General features: G+C 61.1%; 14 protein-coding genes and 3 pseudogenes. 5 read left to right on the forward strand and 12 right to left on the reverse strand.

The window, feature by feature from the left end:
- The first annotated feature begins 334 nt into the window (after positions 1–334).
- Positions 335–871: an AIR synthase-related protein gene (locus EU800_RS22915; RefSeq protein WP_256369787.1), complete on the forward strand. Its 537-nt coding sequence runs from the start codon at positions 335–337 to the stop codon at positions 869–871.
- 109 nt (positions 872–980) lie between these two features.
- Positions 981–2864: an acyltransferase family protein gene (locus tag EU800_RS22920; protein WP_129635834.1), complete on the forward strand. Its 1884-nt coding sequence runs from the start codon at positions 981–983 to the stop codon at positions 2862–2864.
- A gap of 20 nt (positions 2865–2884) precedes the next feature.
- On the opposite strand, the gene EU800_RS27015 is transcribed toward EU800_RS22920, so the two are convergent.
- From EU800_RS27015 to EU800_RS22950, 7 genes and pseudogenes are all read right to left on the reverse strand, one after another.
- The gene (locus tag EU800_RS27015) at positions 2885–3052 is read right to left on the reverse strand and encodes an MmcQ/YjbR family DNA-binding protein (RefSeq protein WP_165354808.1); all 168 of its coding nucleotides are present in this window, start codon (positions 3050–3052) and stop codon (positions 2885–2887) included.
- Positions 3053–3532: 480 nt separating this feature from the next.
- Positions 3533–4447, reverse strand: coding sequence for a hypothetical protein (locus EU800_RS22925; protein WP_129635835.1), 915 nt, complete (start codon positions 4445–4447; stop codon positions 3533–3535).
- Positions 4448–4587: 140 nt separating this feature from the next.
- Entirely contained in the window at positions 4588–6654 is a 2067-nt protein-coding gene (locus tag EU800_RS22930; RefSeq protein ID WP_165354809.1) for a glycosyltransferase, read from the reverse strand.
- Positions 6647–7717: a glycosyltransferase family 4 protein gene (locus tag EU800_RS22935; protein WP_129635837.1), complete on the reverse strand. Its 1071-nt coding sequence runs from the start codon at positions 7715–7717 to the stop codon at positions 6647–6649. The genes EU800_RS22930 and EU800_RS22935 overlap by 8 nt, the downstream gene beginning before the upstream one ends.
- Positions 7704–9239, reverse strand: coding sequence for an FkbM family methyltransferase (locus EU800_RS22940; RefSeq protein ID WP_129635838.1), 1536 nt, complete (start codon positions 9237–9239; stop codon positions 7704–7706). The genes EU800_RS22935 and EU800_RS22940 overlap by 14 nt, the downstream gene beginning before the upstream one ends.
- 146 nt (positions 9240–9385) lie before the next feature.
- Positions 9386–10192, reverse strand: a pseudogene (locus tag EU800_RS22945) (IS5 family transposase); the annotation flags it as partial.
- Positions 10183–10938 (reverse strand): annotated as a pseudogene (locus EU800_RS22950) (transposase); the annotation flags it as partial. The pseudogenes EU800_RS22950 and EU800_RS22945, both read right to left, overlap by 10 nt.
- A gap of 499 nt (positions 10939–11437) precedes the next feature.
- On the opposite strand from EU800_RS22950, the gene EU800_RS22955 reads away from it, so the two are divergent.
- Together EU800_RS22955 and EU800_RS22960 are read left to right on the forward strand one after the other, a co-directional pair.
- Positions 11438–12673 carry a glycosyltransferase gene (locus EU800_RS22955; protein WP_129635840.1) on the forward strand — a complete coding sequence of 412 codons (1236 nt, stop codon included), beginning with the start codon at positions 11438–11440 and terminating at the stop codon, positions 12671–12673.
- Between the two features lie 194 nt (positions 12674–12867).
- Positions 12868–13230 carry a hypothetical protein gene (locus EU800_RS22960; RefSeq protein ID WP_129635841.1) on the forward strand — a complete coding sequence of 121 codons (363 nt, stop codon included), beginning with the start codon at positions 12868–12870 and terminating at the stop codon, positions 13228–13230.
- A gap of 330 nt (positions 13231–13560) precedes the next feature.
- Here EU800_RS22960 and EU800_RS22965 read toward each other — a convergent pair whose 3' ends face one another.
- The 4 genes from EU800_RS22965 to EU800_RS22980 all read right to left on the reverse strand — a co-directional run bounded on the left by EU800_RS22965 (position 13561) and on the right by EU800_RS22980 (position 16560).
- Complete coding sequence (locus EU800_RS22965; protein ID WP_207209976.1) at positions 13561–14307, reverse strand: IS110 family transposase; 747 nt, start codon at positions 14305–14307, stop codon at positions 13561–13563.
- Positions 14308–14338: 31 nt separating this feature from the next.
- Positions 14339–14581 carry a transposase gene (locus EU800_RS22970; protein WP_129635842.1) on the reverse strand — a complete coding sequence of 81 codons (243 nt, stop codon included), beginning with the start codon at positions 14579–14581 and terminating at the stop codon, positions 14339–14341.
- Between the two features lie 306 nt (positions 14582–14887).
- On the reverse strand, positions 14888–15976 hold the full coding sequence (locus EU800_RS22975) for a glycosyltransferase family 2 protein (protein ID WP_129635843.1): 1089 nt from the start codon (positions 15974–15976) through the stop codon (positions 14888–14890).
- A gap of 365 nt (positions 15977–16341) precedes the next feature.
- Positions 16342–16560, reverse strand: a complete 219-nt coding sequence (locus EU800_RS22980) for a hypothetical protein (RefSeq protein ID WP_129635844.1) — start codon at positions 16558–16560, stop codon at positions 16342–16344.
- Between the two features lie 130 nt (positions 16561–16690).
- On the opposite strand from EU800_RS22980, the pseudogene EU800_RS22985 reads away from it, so the two are divergent.
- Positions 16691–17122 (forward strand): annotated as a pseudogene (locus tag EU800_RS22985) (transposase); the annotation flags it as partial.
- A 394-nt stretch (positions 17123–17516) separates the two neighbouring features.
- Here EU800_RS22985 and EU800_RS22990 read toward each other — a convergent pair.
- Entirely contained in the window at positions 17517–19523 is a 2007-nt protein-coding gene (locus tag EU800_RS22990) for a glycosyltransferase (RefSeq protein WP_129635845.1), read from the reverse strand.
- Between the last annotated feature and the right edge of the window lie 196 nt (positions 19524–19719).

Raw genomic sequence — 19719 nt, forward strand, 5'->3', positions numbered from 1 at the left:
GGGGCTGCCGATCCTTCCAGGCGACATTTCCCGCACGCGACGGCCATCCCGCCCTGGCTCTCCAATTCGCGGCCAAGCGGGGTCGCCATGGAGAACGCCTCATTGTCGCCAGTACGATGAAGGGGACGGGCGTCCTCAATGTCTACCGAAAAAGATGGGCCGTCGAATGCCTCTTCGGCGATGCCAAGACCCGAGGGCTCAACCTCGAGGATACGCGGCTCACGATCGCGCGTGAGCGTCCGGCGTCCCCCACCTTGATGGCTGCGCGGCCAACGTGCGAGTCTTTGAGTGACTGCGGGCAATCGTGTCCGCTTAGATCAAGCGGACACTTAGCGTGGCGAACCGAGGCAGGCGCAAACGGCGGAGCTATTCAACGGCGTTCAAGCGGCGGGTTTTGGCGGAGACGATGGAGCCCGGAGCGTCGGTCGCCGAGGTTGCGCGGCAGCACGGGCTCAACGCCTACATGGTGTTCCAGTGGCGCGGCGATCCACGGTTCGGCGAGTTCGAGCGGCCGGTCGAAAGTCAGGAACCGGTGACCGGTTTCGGCCTCTCTGGCCACCTGCTCGAGATGGTGCGCGGGTCAGAATGCTCGGCGAGGCTCGACTGGGTGCAGGTGTCGTTCCTGGCGGAGGCCCGTGCATTGGCAGAGGACGGGCACATCACCGGCGCTTCGGGCCGGAACTGGATGAGCTATGGGGCCGAAGTGGTTCTTGCGGATGGGTTTTCGGAGGTCGAGCGTGGGCTTCTGACGGACCCGCAGACGAGCGGCGGCCTGCTCGTCTCCTGCGCGCCGGAAGCGCAGGACGACGTCCTCGCCCTGTTCGCCGCTCACGGATTTGCCGACGCCTGCGTCATCGGCGAGGTGCTGTAGCGGAGCGAGGCGCCGCGGATCATCCGCGCCTGACGGGCCGCGCGGACGGCTTGAAGCGGTCGCGGATTTGGAGGAAGGAGGACGCATCGTTGCTGGCGGGGGTGTCCGAGTGAAATATCGTGCAGAGATCGACGGCCTCAGAGCCGTCGCGGTCCTGCCGGTGATACTGTTTCACGCAGGCGTTGCCGGGTTCGGCGGCGGGTTCGTCGGCGTGGACGTCTTCTTCGTCATCTCCGGCTTCCTGATTACGGGCATCCTGCTCGACGACCTCGACCGCGGGCGCTATAGCCTTCTGACCTTCTACGAGCGCCGCGCCCGCCGCATCCTTCCGGCGCTTGGCTTCGTGGTGCTTGCCTGCCTTCCGGCGGCCTGGGCGATCCTGTTGCCGCCGGATCTCGAAAGCTTTGGTAAAAGCGTCGTCGCGGTTGCGACTTTCTGGTCCAACGTCCTCTTCTGGCGCGAGAGCGACTATTTCGCCACCGCCGCCGAGCTGAAGCCGCTCCTGCACACCTGGAGCTTGGCGGTCGAGGAGCAGTTCTACATCCTCTTCCCGCTCCTCCTCGCCGTCCTGTTCCGCCACGCGCGCCGCTGGATCGTCGCGATTTTCGCCGCCGCGCTGCTGGTCAGCCTCGCCGGCGCCGATTTCGGCGCGCGCGTCAAGCCCGTCGCGACCTTCTATCTGCTGCCGACCCGCGGCTGGGAGTTGCTCCTGGGCGCGCTGGTGGCGCTCCGGATGCGCCGCGCGCCCGAGCTGCTGCTGGCCAGCCTCGACAACCTGCTCTCCGGCGCGGGGTTGCTGGCTATCCTCGCGGCGGTGGTCCTCTTCGACAGCACGACGCCTTTTCCCGGCCGCCACGCGTTCCTGCCGGCGCTCGGCACCGCCGCCATCCTGTTCTGGGCCGGGCAAGGGACGCTGGTCGGCCGGTTGCTGGCAACCCGGCCGTTGGTCTTCATCGGCCTGATCTCCTACAGCGCCTATCTCTGGCACCAGCCCTTCATCGCCTTCTTTCGCTACCGACTGCCGGAGCAGGAGGCCTTCGTGCCGCTTGTCGCCCTACTGTCGCTGCCCGTCGCCTGGGCGAGCTGGAAATATGTCGAGACGCCGGTGCGCTTCGGCGCGGCCTGGCGCCGGCGCGAGTTGGTCTTCGGCAGCGCGCTGGCACTCCTGATCTCGCTCACCGGCGCGGGGCTCCTCTTGATGCGCGACGGCGGCCTGCCGGGGCGGTTCGACCCGGCCGAAGCGCGCCTCTTCGCCGCCTTCGCCGGCGGCCCGGACTACGTGCCCGTTCGGTTCAACCAGTTGAGGGGGAGGGCGTTCGCCCCCCGGGACGGACGTACGCGGGTGCTGCTCATCGGCGATTCCTATGGCGAGGATCTTGTCAACGCGCTCGTCGAGGCCGGCCACGACGCGCATCTCAACCTGTCCACGTTCCACATTTCCCGCCGCTGCGGGAATCTCTTCATCGACGATCTCGCAGGTTTCCGCGAGCCCGGCGCGCGCAAGCTCTGCGCGCGCCGGAACGGGTATGATAACCCGGAGCTCCGGACCCGCATGCGGCAGGCCGACGAGACCTGGCTGGTCTCCTCCTGGCAGCCCTGGTCGGCACCGCTTCTGCCCGAGTCGATCGCCAATCTGCGGCAGTTGACCGACCGACCGATCATCGTCTTCGGCCGCAAGCATTTCGGCGAACGCTCGCTGAGATTCTACCACGCGGGCGGGACGGCGGCGCTGCTCACGCGCCGCGCGGTGCCGGACGACCTGGCGGCGGTCCAGCGCGACATGGCGCAGTCGATTCCGGCCCTTGTGCCCTATGTCGACCTGCAAATGCTGGTTTGCGGCGACTATTACTCCTGCGCCAATGACGACGGCACCGGCGCGCCAATCTCCTTCGACGGCACCCACCTGACCCCCGAGGGAGCGAGCTTCGTGGGCCGCCGGCTGGACGATTTCATGGCGCGCTATGCGTCCGGCAACCCGGGCGGGCCGGACTGACTTTCCGCTCGAGTGGCCGGTCAGAATGCCGGACGGTCGGGCAGGGCCTCCCGCACCTTCTTCGGCAGGCTGCCGCGGATCAGGTCATAAGAGACGTGGATCCGATGGCGGACGTCTTCCTCCGGCGCGCCATCGAAGGGCACCAGAACCCAGGACCGGTGAAAATAGGGTGCCTGTCCTTCTCGCAAAACCAGCTCTCGCGCAGCATGTCCGCCGTCTCGACATCGGCGCATTTGACAGAAACGCCACGCCCTTCGGAGTGACCGTCCGGCCTCTCTTCCTGCCCATGGAATAGTGTCCACTTCTTTTTTTCAAACACTATCCGAGAAGTATCAAAACCGACAGGTCGGGTTCACCGAACGCTCACGATCGCGCATAAGTTTTGTCTTCTGCTATCCGTCCTGGCCTCGGCCGTAGCTTGGATACGCCGAGCCGCATCCGCTCTGATGGGGCGCCGTAACCCGCCGCGCAAGACGCACGGCTACTATGCTAAGTCATGGTTCCGCATCGGCTTCGAAGAGCTCCGACGAAGGCTCCGAAACTGCCCCCGCGACGCAGTAGGTCCACTCGAGAAACATCTTGGAAAGGCCCGAGTCGTGTAGTGTGGTGAACTACTAAGAAATTGCCAATAGAAATGGGGCTGGACACCCAAAGGTAAGCAGAATCGTTCAACTCGAATGATACAGGTAGTGAGAGAGGTCACTTCCTTCTGGAAAGAGACTCGGTGTTAAGATGTCAAAATACCTTTCTTCCTGTGGTATGCTGAGTTGGTCGGCAACTGTTTCAAAGAGCTCCCTCCAACTTGCAGTGCCCTCATTGTCATCCAATTTATTGCTGTGAAGTTTTTTCTTGTTAAGCGCCGGCACGCCCAAAAACCTTGATAGCTTCCTGTTTGCATCGCTATCACGCGTGTAGTTGAGGATCATGAAGTTGCCATTTCCGTTGCCAAAGCTTTCGATGACACGTAGGTGCACTTCGTTTCTCTTTTTTATCCATTGCCCTACGGCGCTGGCAGTGTTGTCCCAGTAGGGGTCTCTAATGACCCTTCCCTCAATTTTCTTCTCATACTCAATGTGTTTTAGGCGACTGACCACCCAGGCATCTAGGTTTCGAACGTTTAAGATATAGAAGGCATCAGGGAAATTCGTTTTGAAATCGATGATATTCTGGGGCTCCCCGTCTGAAAAGACATCAAAGGCAGAGAAAAGGGGGAATTTCGAGATCTCTCGCCACTCTGGATGATGAAAGCTCCTGTAGCCTAAACTAGAGAATAGCTTGTGAATTGATGATGTTCCCGTCTTATTAAAGCCCAGAAAGAATACTTTGCCTGGGAGCGGGTACCCATGATCTAGAAAATCGACTAAAAGAGAAGACAGGGAGTTTATTGCTTCGGTTGCGCCTTCCAGCTTGCAGTTCATTTGGGCAATGTCGCTTCTTGTTTTGTTGATACCATCGATCACCTGCCCAAAGCCGGGGCTAACTCGATCATGCCTCATGTCTACATTATCTTTCGACAAATGAATTGCCTCTAGAAATTTTCTTTTTGAAGGCTTGTTGAGCCAAGTTCCTAGAATCTTATGCACCAGTCTCTCCCAGTCGAGCGTCGTGGCTTCGCCGACATTCTCCAAGTGGTCTGCCGGTTGCCTCTGACCGACGAGGACTTACGAACACGATTTGCTGACATTCCCTCATGAGCCGAACTCCCAAACACGGCCTGCCAAGGCTACTCCAATCTTTGCGACTCGACGCAATCAGGCAGGCGAAGCCCCAACGCCTTCATTTCTCGCACCAGCCTTCCAGGCATCTCGCCGCGGATTGCCTGAAGTCCCTCGTAAAAGTAACGCAGGAAATAGGGATTTGAAATCCATTGCTTTTCGGCCAGAAATAGCTCCACATATCGGTCGGGGTGCTTGGTCATCAACTTGGCGTCGTTGACAAAGAAGCGTGATCGCTCATCGAGGCTTTCACGCTCAACCGATCTGCAATGCGCTGGGTGAAAAGTCCAAGCCAACTTTGAAAACGGCACAGGCCCAAGTTCCTGCATGCGCCAGCCCAGATCCGTGTCTTCGCGGAAATGCGGGTCTTCAAGCGTCGTGTCGAATCCTCCTATTGCGCGAAACACATCCGCCCTTACGAACAGATTGGCGGTCATAAAGCCAATGCCGGTGAAGTCATCGTTCGTGACCGGGCGCCAGTCGGGATCGCCGTGTTTCTCCGACTTGATGAGGCCCTCGATGCCGACGATCGGCTCGGCATCGAACTGCATGACGGCGGCAGACAGCCATGTGGGAGGGGGGCGACAATCGTCATCCGTGAACGCGATGATCCGTCCGTTGGCAATGTCCACGCCCGAGTTACGGGCCGAGACCGCACCTTTCACGTCGGTGTGGACGTAGCAAAGGTCGATGCCGAAGTCCTTGTCCGCGTCCGGCCATGACGCGGCGCTTTGGTCGACGACGATCACTTCGAAATCCTGCATGTCCTGCAGCGCAAGGCATCCGATGAGTTCGGTCAGGCTGGCGTGACGCTCGTAGGTCGGGATGACGACGGAGACGCGCGGCACGTTGCCGAGCCGCTTGTGGCGGCGTCGCATCATGGTCCCGAGATGGGGCGAGATGCGTTCCCACGAGTACCGCCGCTTGACCTGCCGCACCGCCGCGCTGGCCAGAGTCTCGCGCTGCTCGGGGTAGGCGACGAGGTCGTTGACCGCACTGATGAACCCGGCGCGGTCCGCGATGCGGAAGGCATCCGCCGCCCCCATCAGGCCACGCGCGCCCGTCGGTGTTGTCACGACAGGAAGGCCCGCGGCCATGAAGTCCAGCATCTTGATGTTGGTGCCTGAGCCACTGAACATCGGGTTCAACGCGACGTCCGCAGCAGCAAGCCAGCTTTGCTTGTCTTCTTCGGAAAGCGGTCCTGTCACGATGACGTTCTCCCGCGAGGGCTCGTCCAGGACCTGCCCCACCCCACCGGCGATCACGAAAGTGATTTCCGGGGCGCGCGGCGCAACCTCGTCCACGAGAAAACGGGCGGCCTCGACATTGGGATCGTAGGCGCTTCCAAGGAAGATCCCGAGCGCTCTGCCTGCCGCGCCCAGCTTCGCCTTTGCCGCGGCGGTACTTTCGGGCGTGCGGGGCGCCCCCTGTTCGGTGAACGTGCCGTTGGGGACAATCCGAAGTCGCTCCGGATTGACGCCGTAGAGCCGGGTAAAGGCGGCTGCGTCCTCAGACGAGCAAGCGAGGACCATGTCGGCGGTCCGGCAGAGCGCGCGCTCTATGCGCACGACCTCGCGCACGATCTCGGTGCCGGTCCCACCATCGTCCAGAAGCGCCATGCGCAGCTTGCCCTCGACGTTTTGGGAATCGTAAACCAGCACTTGGCGGCTTCGGTCGACGAGGTCTGCGGTGGGAGGATGCAGCCACGGATGCGAATAGACCACTGCGTCGGCCTCGCGCACCGCTGCCCGGGTACGCTCGAGATAGTCCCCGGATAGGTGGACATGCGAATGGAATGCGGAGTCGATCACCGTCTTGCCGCCGGCGCTTTGCTTGACCGCCTCGGCCTTGGCAAAATGGGCGTCGCTGAGCGGTACCATCACTTCGCGCAGCGTTTCTGACATCATCTGGTCACGGGGCTTCTCGCCCGGCCAGTCGTAGGTGCCGACATAAGTCGTCTCGATGTCTGCCCCGAGGGCGTGGTAGAGGCCAAACAAACGCATCCGCCCGCCGCCGACCGGCGGGTCGATGGGCTGCATATCCAGTACCGTGACCTTGAGCTTGTGTTCACTCATCGATCGTTCCCATCTTCTCGTCGTACCCGAGCGCCGCCGCCAAGCGACGCGCGACGTTTTCCCATGTGTTCTTGGCAATGCTCTCGCGTCCGGTCGCCCCCATGGCAGCGGCAGAGACTGGGTCCGCATGCAGCGCGACGATCTTTTCTGCCAGCGCTTCCGGAGTCGGCGGGCAGACAAAGCCAGACACGCCGTCCCGCACGATGTTAGCCGGTTCACCGCTGTCCGCGACAGTCAACACGGGCTTGCCTGAAAGGAAGGCCTCGAAGGTCACGAGTCCCAGGTCTTCGCGCCGGGGCACGAAGATCACGCCGAGCGAACTTGCGTAATGGTCGGCGATCTCGGCCTCCGTCAGGTGCCCGACGAACCGAATGCGCGAATCTCCCTCGGCGAGTTGGCGGAAGTAGCCCTCGTCCTCGCCCGTGCCCGAGATGACGAGCGGCCGGGGGATGTCCGTTAGCCGGAATGCCTTGATCGCGAGGTCGACACGTTTCCACCGATGCAGACGTCCGGGAAGGAAAAGATGCTCGAATGGCCCTTCGTGCAGACCGGACAGCGTGCTGGGACAGTTCATGACCTCGGCTGCCAGGCCGTTGAACTCCCATAGGCGGTCGGCGACCTCCTTGCCAATGCACATCCGCTTGCGCAAGCGGGCGTCGGCCAGCATCGCCGTGTCGAGCTTCTGGATGAACCGGCGCTGCTCGTGCGCGTAGGCTGAGGCGTCCGGGAACTCATGATCGAACATGTCGTAGAAAACGCGAATCGTGTGCATGAGGTAGCACACATGGTTCGGGTGCCGCACCGCGTAGGAAGGCGCCTTGGAGCTTATCACACCGTCGAAGGCCGACAAATCCAGGTCCCAGAACCTTAGGTAGGACGCCTGGATCGTTTCGAAGCTGCGTTCGATACTCGGAACCACGATGATTTCAGCATCGATGCCGCGCGCGCGCAGCGCCGAGGTCACACCCTGAAACAGTCGCTCGGCCCCCCCAGACTCACCGCTGGCAGACCCAGCAGCCAGAACTGCAACGCGGGGCGGGCGAACGGTCTCACGCAGCTTCACGCTGCAACTCCTCCCTTATCCGGTCCATGAGCGCCGTGAGATCGTCTTCGCCAATTACGTCTTTGTCGTCGACGCTCCGCCAAGCCGGCCCGGCTTCGGCGAGCTCCTCGCCTATGATGCGCTTGTAATGATGCGCATTCCGCAATCTCATGTAATCGGCGCTGTCCATCCAGTCGCGAAACAGGACATGCGGCGTCCCGTCCTTCCGGAGCACGAAGCCACGCAACGCACCCCGCGGCTTCCCACTTGTATGGAAAAAGGCGCGCCGCACGAGGTGCCGGGGCTCGCCGCCCCGGCGCAGCAGAAGCCGTCCGAACAGGCCGCGTCTGGACGCCTTTGGCCTTGGGGCTTCGGAGACGACGAAGGGTTTCCGCAGGCTTTTGTATGCTGGGCTCGTCATCCATGGCCAGAATGCCGCACGAGGCATCCGGTCCTCTCGGATCACCAAAGACCACATAAGACCGCGCGGCATGCCGCTGGTGTGGAACAGCGCCCGGCGGATCAGATACTTCGGTGTACCGTCTGGGCGAAGGATCAGCCGGTAGGGATAGGCATCGCGCCACTTCGTCAACTCGGCGATCCTAGCATTCAATGCAGAAGCATCTCTGTAGGCAGCGGCAAGCTCCGACCGAGAGTCGGAAAGGGCCGCCTGGAGGGCGCGCTCCAAAACAAGCGCGTCGTGCTTCGCTTGCTCGAGTTCTGCCCTGACGCCCTCTTCACGCGATCGCGCATCTGCGAGTTCTGCCCTGACGCCCTCCTCACGTGATCGCGTGTCTGCGAGTTCTGCCTTTAAGCGCTCCTCGCGCGCACGCGCCTCGTCCTTGACGACCCCGACGAAGGGAGAGTCGCTGGACAGCGTGAAGTCATCGAACCAGTTGGGTCCGGCTCCGAAAGCCTTCGCTCGATCCAGTTGGGACTTGTGCAGGAAGAACCGGTTCAGCCCGTCAAAGTACTGCTGGATGTAATCACGTCGCAAGAGCTGATCCTGCCATTCCTCGAACGTTTCGACCGGAGAATTGGGCTGGGTCGATTCAACAACAACTATCCAAGGTCGCTGAGGCGCGTCGCCCCAACTCTGCAGAACATCCTTTTCCATGCCTTCGACATCGATCTTGAGCCAGTGAGTCGGCTGGTCATCGGTCATTTGTAAGAGGCCAGACAGAGAAATGGTCCCGACCTGAATCGAGCGCACGCTGAACCCGGCGGCCCGGTGTTTCTCAGCCAACTCGGCCTCGCCAGTGCTAAGTCCGGTGCCAGAGACGTCGAAGATTTTTACCGGCCCCTCAACTGAACTGACCGCCGCTTCTATGACGATCTCGTCGGGGCGCGCTTTGCGAAGAGCTTCACAATATTCAGGCACAGGCTCCACATGAATTCCACGCCAACCTTCAAGATAGAACGCCTTGGATACCGAACCTTTGTCAGGGTCACTCGCGCCTATGTCGATGTAATGTCCGACCAATACGTCGCGGAGTGCCCGACGCAGGATGACATCCTCAAAATTCTGCGCGTAAGAAATCATACGAAGCCATGCCCTTTGCGCGTTCTAGCGTGTCGCATTGACTAATCGCGGCTCCTCGAGAGGTCAAGTAAACGGACCGCGGATCATCGTCAAGTCAGCGGAAATCGGAGCGTCTTAGAGTCCGATTCAAAACTCTCTGTAGCATGTCATCGTCTTGCGAGCAGCCGGGTTACGCGCCTGATATGAGCGATGAGAAGCCATGCTTCGGCGCTGGCGATGGTTTTCTCCCAATCTTTCGCCATTCGGCGACAGCGCCCAAGCCATGCGAGTGTGCGTTCGACGACCCAGCGACGCGGGATGACCTCGAAGCCTTGGGCGGTGTCGGCGCGTTTGACGATCTGCAACGTCCATCGCCCGATTTTCTCCGTCGCGGCTTTCAGCTTGGGTCCGGCATAACCGCCATCGGCGAAGAGATGGCGCGGCAGCGGATAGTCCGTCGCGATGGATTTCAGCAAGCCCGGCGCCCCATCGCGATCCTGTACATCAGCGCCGTGCACGGCGAGTCCGACCAACAGTCCGGCGGTGTCGGCGACGATGCAGCGCTTGCGCCCCTTGAGCCGCTTGCCGGCATCACAGCCCCGAACCCCACCACTTTCGGTGGTTTTCACGCTCTGGCTATCGATCACGCCAGCGGTCGGACTTGCCGAGCGCCCCTCGACCTGACGCGCTGCCGCGACGAGATGGCGGTTCATCTCGTCGAGCACGCCATTGCCACTCCAGTCGTAGAAATAGCCTCGCACCGTTAATACCGGCGGGAAGTCGTTCGGCAACATGCGCCACTGGCACCCGGTCGTCGCGATGTAGAGGATCGCATCGAACACGTCGCGCAGGTCGGTCGTTCGAGGCCGCCCGACCCGCTTCCGTGCAGGCAGGAGCGGCGCGATCACCGCCCATTCGGCATCACTCGCGTAGCTTTCATAACTGCGCCCACTCCGCTCATATCGGCCGCGGGTGCGGCTTCGAGACCGGGTGCGCCGTCGACGATGACGAACTCGGGCTGCTTCAGCCCGCGCGCATCGAGATCACCGAGAAATTGGCCCCAGGCAGCCGTGCTCTCCCCGCCCATGTTGCGGATCGACAGCAGCACCTTCTGACCGTCGCGGCGCACGCCGATGGCGGCCAGCACCGAGATATTCGTGGCCTTCCTGTCCAGTCGGGTCCGGATGACGGTGCCGTCCAGGATCAGGCGGACGATGTCCTCGTGGGCCAGGCTGCGGGCACACCAGGCGTCCCAGTCCACCTTCACTTTGCGCCAGGCGTGGATGACCACGTCCTAGCTTACGGCTCCCTCGAACAGGCCGAACAGCGCCCGCTTCACTCGCCGCTTATTGGTCCCGGCCCGGTAGACCGCGGCAATCAGGGCCTCCGCCTTCTTCGTCAGCCGCCGGTAGCGCGGCAGCGCCTTCGAGCGCCACTCGGCAACCTTGCCTTCCTCGTTCTCGATCCGGGCGCGCGGCACGCGGAACGTTTCGGTGCCGAAAGTGCCGGTGAGCTGGCGCTCGCGGTGCCCGCGCCGGTAACCCTTCGCCCAACCGTCGCCGCTACCGTAGCGGATGCGGCCGAGAAAGTCGGCCAGTTCCTCCTCGAATAGCGCCTCAATGGTGGCGCGGACGTTCGTCCGCAGACGCTCCTCAATCGGGTCGAACACGGCTTCGTCACCAAGTAGCGGAAGCCTCCGCGTGTCGGTAATCTGTTTCATGGCGTGATCTCCCTGGCGGTTGCTGCCGCCGGTTGGGTGGTTGTGAACTCACCCGGAGATTACGCCGCCATCGAATTTCCACCACTTCCGCGACACGACCCCATAAAGCGCACGGACAGCTCACGCGGGGACTGATCGCTTTCTTTCAGGGCCAGGCATTTGACCTTCTCTCTCACAGCTCCGGGAATACAATTCCAGACCCGTGACAGCCTGGGGCTGCGATTCTCAAGCGCTTCGGGACCGCTCGACAACACACTCGACAAAAGCGGTCTTCCGTCTAATGTGTTTACAATAGCTCAGACCGAATGGACCGCACGGCCTCGGCGCTTAGCCAATAATTCTCTGAGGGAATGAACAGGTTCTGTGACTTGGCAGAGATCGTGATAATGCATCCGCACGACGTTGCCGTCGCGAAGGCAGACCATCAGGGGCTGGGCAATGCCATTAGCCCGAATGATGGGGTCGGGACTCGCGGAAGCAAAGCCGTTTGGACGTTGAGATGCTGAACGATGAGCCGCCGCAAGATCGCGACCACGGTCCCCACGCGTCCACCGTGGGGGCGGCGGAGAGGCAGCGTGTACCGGCGGCGATCGTCATCGCGTGGCCCGACTATTCGGCAGGTAATCCCTATCAGGGCCTCCTTTATGCCCGGAACGACTTCTGCATTCAGGTTCGGTACGGCCCGCTCGACGTGGCGATCGAATTGATTGCGGGCGGCCGTACCGAGCTTCCGGTCATATTCCACCTTCACTGGCTGAACTGGCTATTTCGGGGGGTGGCAAGCCCGCGGGAAGCCCGCCGCCGAGCGATAGTCTTCATCTCCGACCTCAACCGGTTCCGCGCACTCGGAGGCATTGTCGTCTGGACGATTCACAACGAACTATCGCACGACTCGCCCCAACCGGATGCCGAACGGCTGCTTTCAGATCAGATCGTTAGGATTGCCGATCAGTTGCTGATCCACGACCTCGGCTCGCTGGACGAGATATCCGAATTCGAGGTGCCTCGCGACAAGGTCGTCGAACTGCCCCACGGCCACTATATCGGCACCTATCCGAACACGATCTCGCGCGAAGAGGCGCGCAGTCAGCTCGGCCTGGCGCCCGAAGACGACGTCTGCCTCTTCTTCGGACAGTTGCGGCCTTATAAGGGCGTCGAAGAGTTGATTGAAGCCTTCCGCCGACTTCTGGCTGGTCGGCCCCGTCTGAAGCTACTGATCGTCGGACGGCACATATACGACCCGTTCCGGGCGCTCGCGGCGCCGCTCACCGACGCCGAGGATGCCGCGATCCAGATCCACGATGAGTTCGTCGCGGACGACGAATTGCAAAAATACTTCCGTGCGGCCGACATTGCGGTATTTCCCTATCGGAAAGTTCTCACTTCCGGCTCGGTCATGTTGGCACTCAGCTTTCGGCTGCCAGTTGCGGTTGCAGATTGCGCCATGATCCGAACTGTGCTCGCGGATCGCCGCTTGGGTGCCGTCATCCCGGCTGCAGGTGCCGCCGGAGATATACAAACGACGTTGGAGAATCTTCTTGCCAGAAAAGTTGCAGGCACGCTGGCTATCTCAAACCAAGCCTGGGCCGATTTTGTCCGACGCCACGAATGGCGGGACTATTCCCTCGAAGTTGTCCGAAAACTGGTCGAGCACGCCGCGCCGTACGATCCCGAAGGGATCCGTGCCCGGCTGCGTCTGCCGATGGTTGCCGGCGACGGGCATTCAGACACTTAGGGCTGTGGAGACCTGCTCGGGGATCAGGCGAGCTGCAACTCCTCCCCGCGCCCCTTGAGCATTTGACCACTGGCCGTCTATTCTTGTAGGGCATGTGTCGACATCCCGAAGGAGCGAACATGGGCCAAGGGCACCGGAAAGCAAGGCGAGAGATAAAACCCTTTGCTGGTAGGACTGGTCGCTCAGAGGACGATGTGACCCCGGACGAACTTGAAGAGTTGCGGCATCTTCTGGCGCTCTACCAAGAGCAGTTGCTCGACGACGACCGGTTGATCCGGAGATACCAGGAAGTCATTGGGATTACGCCGGACGTGCTGCAGAGCGGAAATGACGCGGGGTCGGAAACGAAGCCCTCCAATGCCACTCACCAACGGACCGACCTGGTGCTCCTCGCCGCCCCGAAACGCTACAGTCGGCCGGGATACGTGGAAGGATTGGAGCGTGAGACCCGACACTGGACTGCTGTCGCACTGCAGCACCCACTGAAACCTACTCTTTGGCTGGATTTGTTCCGGCTCCAGCGGCGGCGGGCCCGGCGCAACCGGAACGTGCGATAAGGAGCATGATGCGACTCCATCGTAGGAGCTATCATGTGTGGACGTATATGGACCCCGCCTGATTGCAACGGCTTGGCTGTTTCCGGGTCGAGCGTCACGATTACTGACGAATATCCGGCTTTCTTAAGCGGCCCGATACATCGTCGCCGCAAGCCCCGATGGGTTTCCGCCTGCTTCGTCCTCAATGCACCCGAGGCATCGGCGTGCGCCGTGCCAGTCCACACATCAGGCTCACGAAGCAACGGGTCATGACCCTTTCTCCATCTCCTGCCTGTTCGCTGCAATGTCTGGAGATGAACCCTCCCTTGTTCTGCTTTTTCGGCGTTTTGATCAGGTTCCTGGTACGGCCTGCGGCGGCCGGTAGTCTTCACCTCGCGACAGGATGGGCCAGACGATCCTTGCATTCTTGTTGGCGAGCGCGACGGCCACGACGTTTGGATTCCGGCGCTCTCGCATCCGACCTATCCATTGGCTTCGCGTGTCCTGTTTGCCGCCGGCCTTTCCGAGAACGGCCCGGGCGCCGTGGATCTTCAGCGTTCGGATGTATCGGTCACCGCGCTTGGAGATCCCCAGCAGCCGTGCCTTCCCGCCACTCGATCTCTGCCTCGGGACGAGCCCGAGCCGAGCGGCGAACTCGCGACCGTTCCTGAAGCACGTGCGGTCTCCCACGGCGGCGACCAGCGCCGTGGCCGTGGCCGGGCCGATGCCCTCGATCTTGCCGATACTCTGACGCATCTCGTCAGTACGGAAGAGGTGTTTGAGCCGCCGGTTGTAGGACGTGATGCGTCGGTCGAGTTCGGTGAGTTCCTCGCGCGCATCGCGGACGAGTTCCAGGATCAGATCACTCAGACCAGAATCATCGCCATTTACGATCTTCGAGAGGGCGCTCCTCAGGCGGGAGTTGTCGCGCGCAATCGCGATGCCATGCTCGGCCAGTAGACCGCGGATCTGGTTCACCAGTCGCGTTCGGTCGGAGACGAGGCGCTGACGGACGCGATGCACCGTCTGCGGCGCAAGCTGCTCTGACGACTTCGGCGGGACGATCCGCCGCCTCGCTGGGAACGTGAACCTCGGCAAACCAGCCTGTACAGGCCAGCTGGGCCAAGCCCTAGGCGTCGGCGGTGTCCGATTTGTTCAGCCGCGCCGACAACGCCCAGTGCGCCTGTCGTGCATCGAAGCAAATGGCAGAAAGCCCGAGCCGCACCAACCCCCTCTGCAGCCAGATCGACAGTTGCCCGCTTTCATGCACAATCCGTTCCGGCATGAGCCTGTTCTCGGCAAGAAACTGGGAAACGGCCTCGGGGCAGGCCGGCACTGAACCACGTGCCAGGACCTTGCCATCCCCATCCATAACGCAGATCGAAATCCCTTTGAGAGACACGGAAACCGTATCAGTTCTTGATGGAAAGCCCGGGTCAGTTCTCAACGGAAATCAACAGTGCAACCTTCTTTGCTGTTGATGATCGTTCCATAGGGGGCGCCTCCTACCCAAAATAGCAAGGAAAGAAGGTTAAGTAGACATGAGGGCCGATCTCGAGCGCGCATGGACAAGCTCAAGTGCTTCACCGGCCAACAAAAAACAGAGCCGGATAGGAACGTCTGAAGAACCTGCAGTGACCGCTGTGATCGGCAAGTGTCTGGTCCACCGTCCGTTCGGTCAGATGTCGCCTTTCCGCCGCCCGACGTAGCGGCGGATTCCGATCCGGTGCCGCGCGCCCGCGACGAGCGTTCCCACCGGCAGGAGGTCCAGCAGGCCCGTCAGAGTGCCTAAGGGAAAATCGAGCCTCGACAGCGTTCTGTGCAGGATGTCGATGACGGTACTCGCCAGCTCGGGATCGCAGTCGGGGCCGGCCTCTGCCAGAATAAGCCCGAATCCATCCGCCAGCGCAGCCTCGTCACCTTTCCACACGCCGTTCCGCTCGAGCATCCAGCAGGCGTTGCGGATGACGTGCAAGGCGGCATTCCCGACCATGTGACTTAGGCCAAGTCGGGCATGGTTGTCACGGAAGTGAGCCCAAACACCAAGGTAGCTTTCCATCATTTCTGCCGTCCAGGGCGACCTAGAGATGCTTCCCGATCGCCACCGATAGTCGACGATGACGTCTCGCAGGTAATGCACGTTGCCGGCTGCAGAGGCGACAAGCGCATTGTGGCCAATATCCTCGTGCACGCCGGTCGGATGGCCGATTTCCAGCGAGCGGTAGAAGTCCCGACGCAACAGGTAGCCCCAGGACCGAAGCGGCAAGTAGTTTGCCCCCGGCAAGCGGATCAGCGCAGCGTAAGCGGCCGGTCCAGGCAGGTTTGCGGCGACACGTCCGGCATATCCACGCTCAAACCGGCGGTCACAGGGCTTGAGCTGACCGTTGTCGTTCAGGAACTGCGAACTGCCGGCCACCATATCGCTGCCGGTGTCGACAGCCGCCTGCAGCAATCGACGCAGGGCCTGCGGTGACGACAGCCGATCATCGGAATCAAGGAATAGAAGATAGGCGCCGCTCGCCGTCATCACGCCGGTATTCCGTGCCGGTCCCAGCCCGCGGTTGACGGCGTGCTCCAGAACCGCAATTCGAGCGTCGCGCGCCGCAAAGCTCTCGGCAATTGCCCGCGAGCCGTCCGGGGACTTGTCGTCGACACAGATTACCTCGAAGTTTGGATAGTCTTGGGAAAGGACGCTGTCGAGGCACTCAGCAAAGAACGCTTCGACGCCGTGGAACGGGATGATGAGGGATATGTCGGGACACGTCATTTCGGAGACGACCACCCTTGATGTAAGCTAGGGGATGCGGAAGTGTATCAATGGTGAATTGCAGACCGGAAGCCGATACGCAATTACGAATCCGAGAGATCCCGCTGCTGAACCATACCTGTGCGCAGCCGCCCCGGGGACGCGCGCCCTGCTTTGGCGGAGCCTGTCGTTCCGAACGCTTTGGCGACGCCCACCAAGATCACACAGTTCCTTGTAATTGGCCGTCCCGCCAGCGAGCGGTTGGAAGGCGCACGCCTGAAGCGTTTCCGGTTCACGTTGAAGCGTAACCGCGCGGAGTTCCATCTTGGCCACGGCCGAGCACCGTGAGACCGGATAGGTTTGCGCAGACCCGTCAGGTGCCAAGTTTAAACCTCTTGCAGAGGGGCGGGCCATAGGTTTTTGTACATGTATCCGAGCCGCCGGAGCGCTTGGTCGATCCCCGAAATCGAGGCGCATACGCCGTGCGCGTGTTCCAGGGCTACTTTCATTTCCGCCAACGTGATGTCGGGATCATGTTCGACCAGTTCGACGAAGAAATCCGAATAGGGCGCAAGCTTCCCCTTGCCCGTCTTGCGCGGGTTCACCGCCGGCTCCAGACCGCTTCCTTGCCTGATCTTCCGACCCGGCCTCGAAGCAGATGCAGCCGAGATCATCAACCGGCGCCCAGCTTCACGTCCGCTTAGCAAAGGTGTCTATTCATCGAGCTGAAGGCGCCATGGGATGCCGAAATCAGTGCAGTCAAAGGCCAAGGGGCACCTGCACGACATCTGGCAGGCCGGGACCCGTGCCGAGGCCGAGGAGGCTTTCGATCTCTTCGTCTAAACCTACGGCGTGAAATGGGACGAGGCGGTTGCCAAGCTGACCAGGGACCGTGACGCGCTGCTGACTTTCTACGATTTTCCGGCCGAACACTGGAAACACATCCGCACCTCGAACCCGATCGAGAGCACCTTCGCCACCGTCCGGCACCGAACGAGACGCACCTAGGGCTGCCTGAGCCGCAAGACCGGACTCGCCATGGCCTTCAAATTGATGATGTCGGTACAAAAGAAATGGCGAAAGCTCGACGGCCGGAATCGCCTGCCGGAGATCATCGAAGGGGTTGGGTTCCGCGACGGCCTCCGCCACCTTCAAGCCGCCGCCTGATCAAGCGTCACCAACTTTCGCGCATAACTCCTTTGCCATCCGCATGAGAGACAATCTTCGTATCGCAACCGAGGACGGTCACAACCTGACCTTGCGCGCCCGTCTGCGGCACCCGCCTCACCGATCCGCGCGAGCTCGATCTGCTCATGTCTCTCGTCGCGCTGGCCCTCGGCTGGGCCGGACGCGCCGCCGCGGATTACCTCGGCAAGCACTCTCCGCCGCGCAAAACTCATGGCCACTATGCGAAATCCTGGTTCCGAAACGGCTTCGACCACATCCGAAATCGCCTCAGGTCAGACCCACTCGACGCCGTTGCTCCATGGCGCTGGATCATCTCAAAACAGCCGAAAACCCGCGGAGTCGTGTAGTGTGCGATTTGAATGAATAAGGCGGGTTAATGAAGATGATCTAGGATTCTTTGCTTCGTCTTCGGATCGCTCTGCAGCCTGCGCTGAAGTCGACGCATCGCCCGCCACTCGGAAAACTTCCAAGGATACTTGAAGAAATGCTGCTGCCACGGCGTCTCGATAGCGTGGCGGCCGCGTTTGGCAAGCCTCCTGATACTTCGCGGCGTGGCCATACTGATCAGCAAGAGTTTTGCGTCGAATTTGGTGTTCATACGTGCCAGAGCCTGCGCGGGCGCCCCCCCCCGATCTTGTGCGATGTCCCGCTCCTGGTAAACCGTCAACATGTATTTCAGTTCCCTCGTCTTAGCGCGAAGGTCAGCGGCTGCGTTTGCGGCGTCGGCGATTTCAATCGGGCGCGCGAAATCCTCTAACAGGGAGAGATCCATGCTGTCTTCGTCGAGATTTACTACCTCGTTTAGGGCGATCTTGTTGTCCCGCGTCGCCGGTGTCCCGCACGTGATCAGGCAGGCCGCAAGTTCGACGTCGTTCCCCCGCCCAAAGATTTCAGCAAGACCGCCACGGTGCAAACTCTTGTAGCTTTCATATGCATCGATGGTATCGCGCCTGACCATATCAAGTAGATTGTCGTCTCTAACGATTTCCTCTGTTAGTTCGGCGAGGCTTGGCACATCCGGCGCGTTGTGGAACCGGCTATGGCTGTCCAGCCCGCTCGCTCCGGCGATCGTGCTCAACAACGGCATGCCATGGGCCATTGTCTCGAGAGACTTAATCTTGATCCCAGTTCCGCCACGTTCCGGATTAACCACAATGTCGCACTCCCGGAAAAACTCGTCAAGGAGTGAAACTTCGCCGAAAAGACTCGCCGATACGCTGTCGAGCTTGTCTTGCGGGATATGTCGATTGATGTCCTTGCAAAGTCCCCCGGCAAGGACGATCTCGACGCGCTCTGGAACTCCCGGCCGCTCCAGCAGTGCGTCGATATAGTCCAGCAAGTTACTCTGGTTGACCCCGTTGGGCGAGCCGAAGAAGCCGATCCGCAATTTATCCGTCCGAGCGCGCGGGTCGACGGTCCGGGCCTCGAGCACTGGGCAGATCAGGCGAATGTCGGTATTCTTGGGCAGCATCTCCGCGAGCATCCGCTGCTCGTCCTTCTGGATCGCCACGACAATGTCCGACCGTTCGGACGCAGTGACCTCACCCTGCGGTTCGACACTTGCCCACCCGGAAGCCTTAAACCCCTGCTGCAACATCCGTGCGTTGCGGTCGGCAAAGACATCGTGGGTCAGAAGAATCTTGCGGGTATAGGCATGGACCCGCTCGAAAACTGCCGAGGAGAAGCCGTAGTTGACCACCGCATAATCATAGGCAAAGGTCTGCGTGAGCTCGCTCACGGCTTCTACGACTTCGGGCCCCGTCCAGTCGTCCACGTCGATGTTGGAGCCGCTGCGGTTGAGCCCGACCAGGGGCGACTCGACATTGATTTCGCGATAGAGGTCGTATTCGACCTGCGCCCTCCGCCGCATCGCCGACGTTACGGCGGAGCGGTCGTACCGGTAGTGCACGAGATGAATACGACAGCCGGTGCTGCGGATATAGTCGAGCCACATCCGCATAAGGCGTGAATTGCCTTCATTCTTGCCGGGATGCACCATGGTGAAGAACAACGCGCGCCTGTGCACTCCGGTGCAATTCTGCACGCCATCCAGTAGTGTCTGCGCCGAGAACGTCGCGCCGAGGTGCTCGCGCTCGATCCAGAAATCGCAGTCGGACTTGAAGCGGGGGAAGTCGCGCAGCGTGTCGAAATAGGGATATAGCGCGACATAGCCCTGCAGACCCAGGTCCTCGACGAGATGCCATATCGGAACGCGTAGTGAACGGTCGCGAAACCCGGCGATTGCAAGCGAAAGGTCGGGAAGAGTTTCCAGGATTTCCTTGAATGCTTCAAGGACAGCCCTGACCTCCGTCGCATCGCCCGTAAAGGGCAGGTCTGTACCAATCAGCCGGCGGCCACTTGGATTACCACTCTCGCGCATATTCAAACGCTTCCTGTCAATTTACGCGATATCAAGGAGGGCACTGCCGGGTTTCTGCCGGCATGTCAACGTGAGAACGGCAGTGGAATAGTCGACCACGGTAGCGGCGGGGATGTTTCTCGCTGCGGGCGGAGCAAAAGTCGCCCAGTATCGGCCCTTTCTGTTCTGATTTCAGGGGGGCGGGAGCATTTTCACC

This window comes from Tropicimonas sp. IMCC6043 (assembly GCF_004146235.1).
In the GTDB taxonomy this organism is placed as follows: domain Bacteria; phylum Pseudomonadota; class Alphaproteobacteria; order Rhodobacterales; family Rhodobacteraceae; genus Tropicimonas.

Bases quoted from the DNA above. Each gene is read 5' to 3' on its own strand.
- EU800_RS22930 (WP_165354809.1), bottom strand. From the start codon at position 6,654: ATGAGTGAACACAAGCTCAAGGTCACGGTACTGGATATGCAGCCCATC.
- EU800_RS22940 (WP_129635838.1), bottom strand. From the start codon at position 9,239: ATGATTTCTTACGCGCAGAATTTTGAGGATGTCATCCTGCGTCGGGCA.
- EU800_RS22955 (WP_129635840.1), top strand. From the start codon at position 11,438: ATGCTGAACGATGAGCCGCCGCAAGATCGCGACCACGGTCCCCACGCG.
- EU800_RS22970 (WP_129635842.1), bottom strand. From the start codon at position 14,581: ATGGATGGGGATGGCAAGGTCCTGGCACGTGGTTCAGTGCCGGCCTGC.
- EU800_RS22975 (WP_129635843.1), bottom strand. From the start codon at position 15,976: ATGACGTGTCCCGACATATCCCTCATCATCCCGTTCCACGGCGTCGAA.
- EU800_RS22990 (WP_129635845.1), bottom strand. From the start codon at position 19,523: ATGCGCGAGAGTGGTAATCCAAGTGGCCGCCGGCTGATTGGTACAGAC.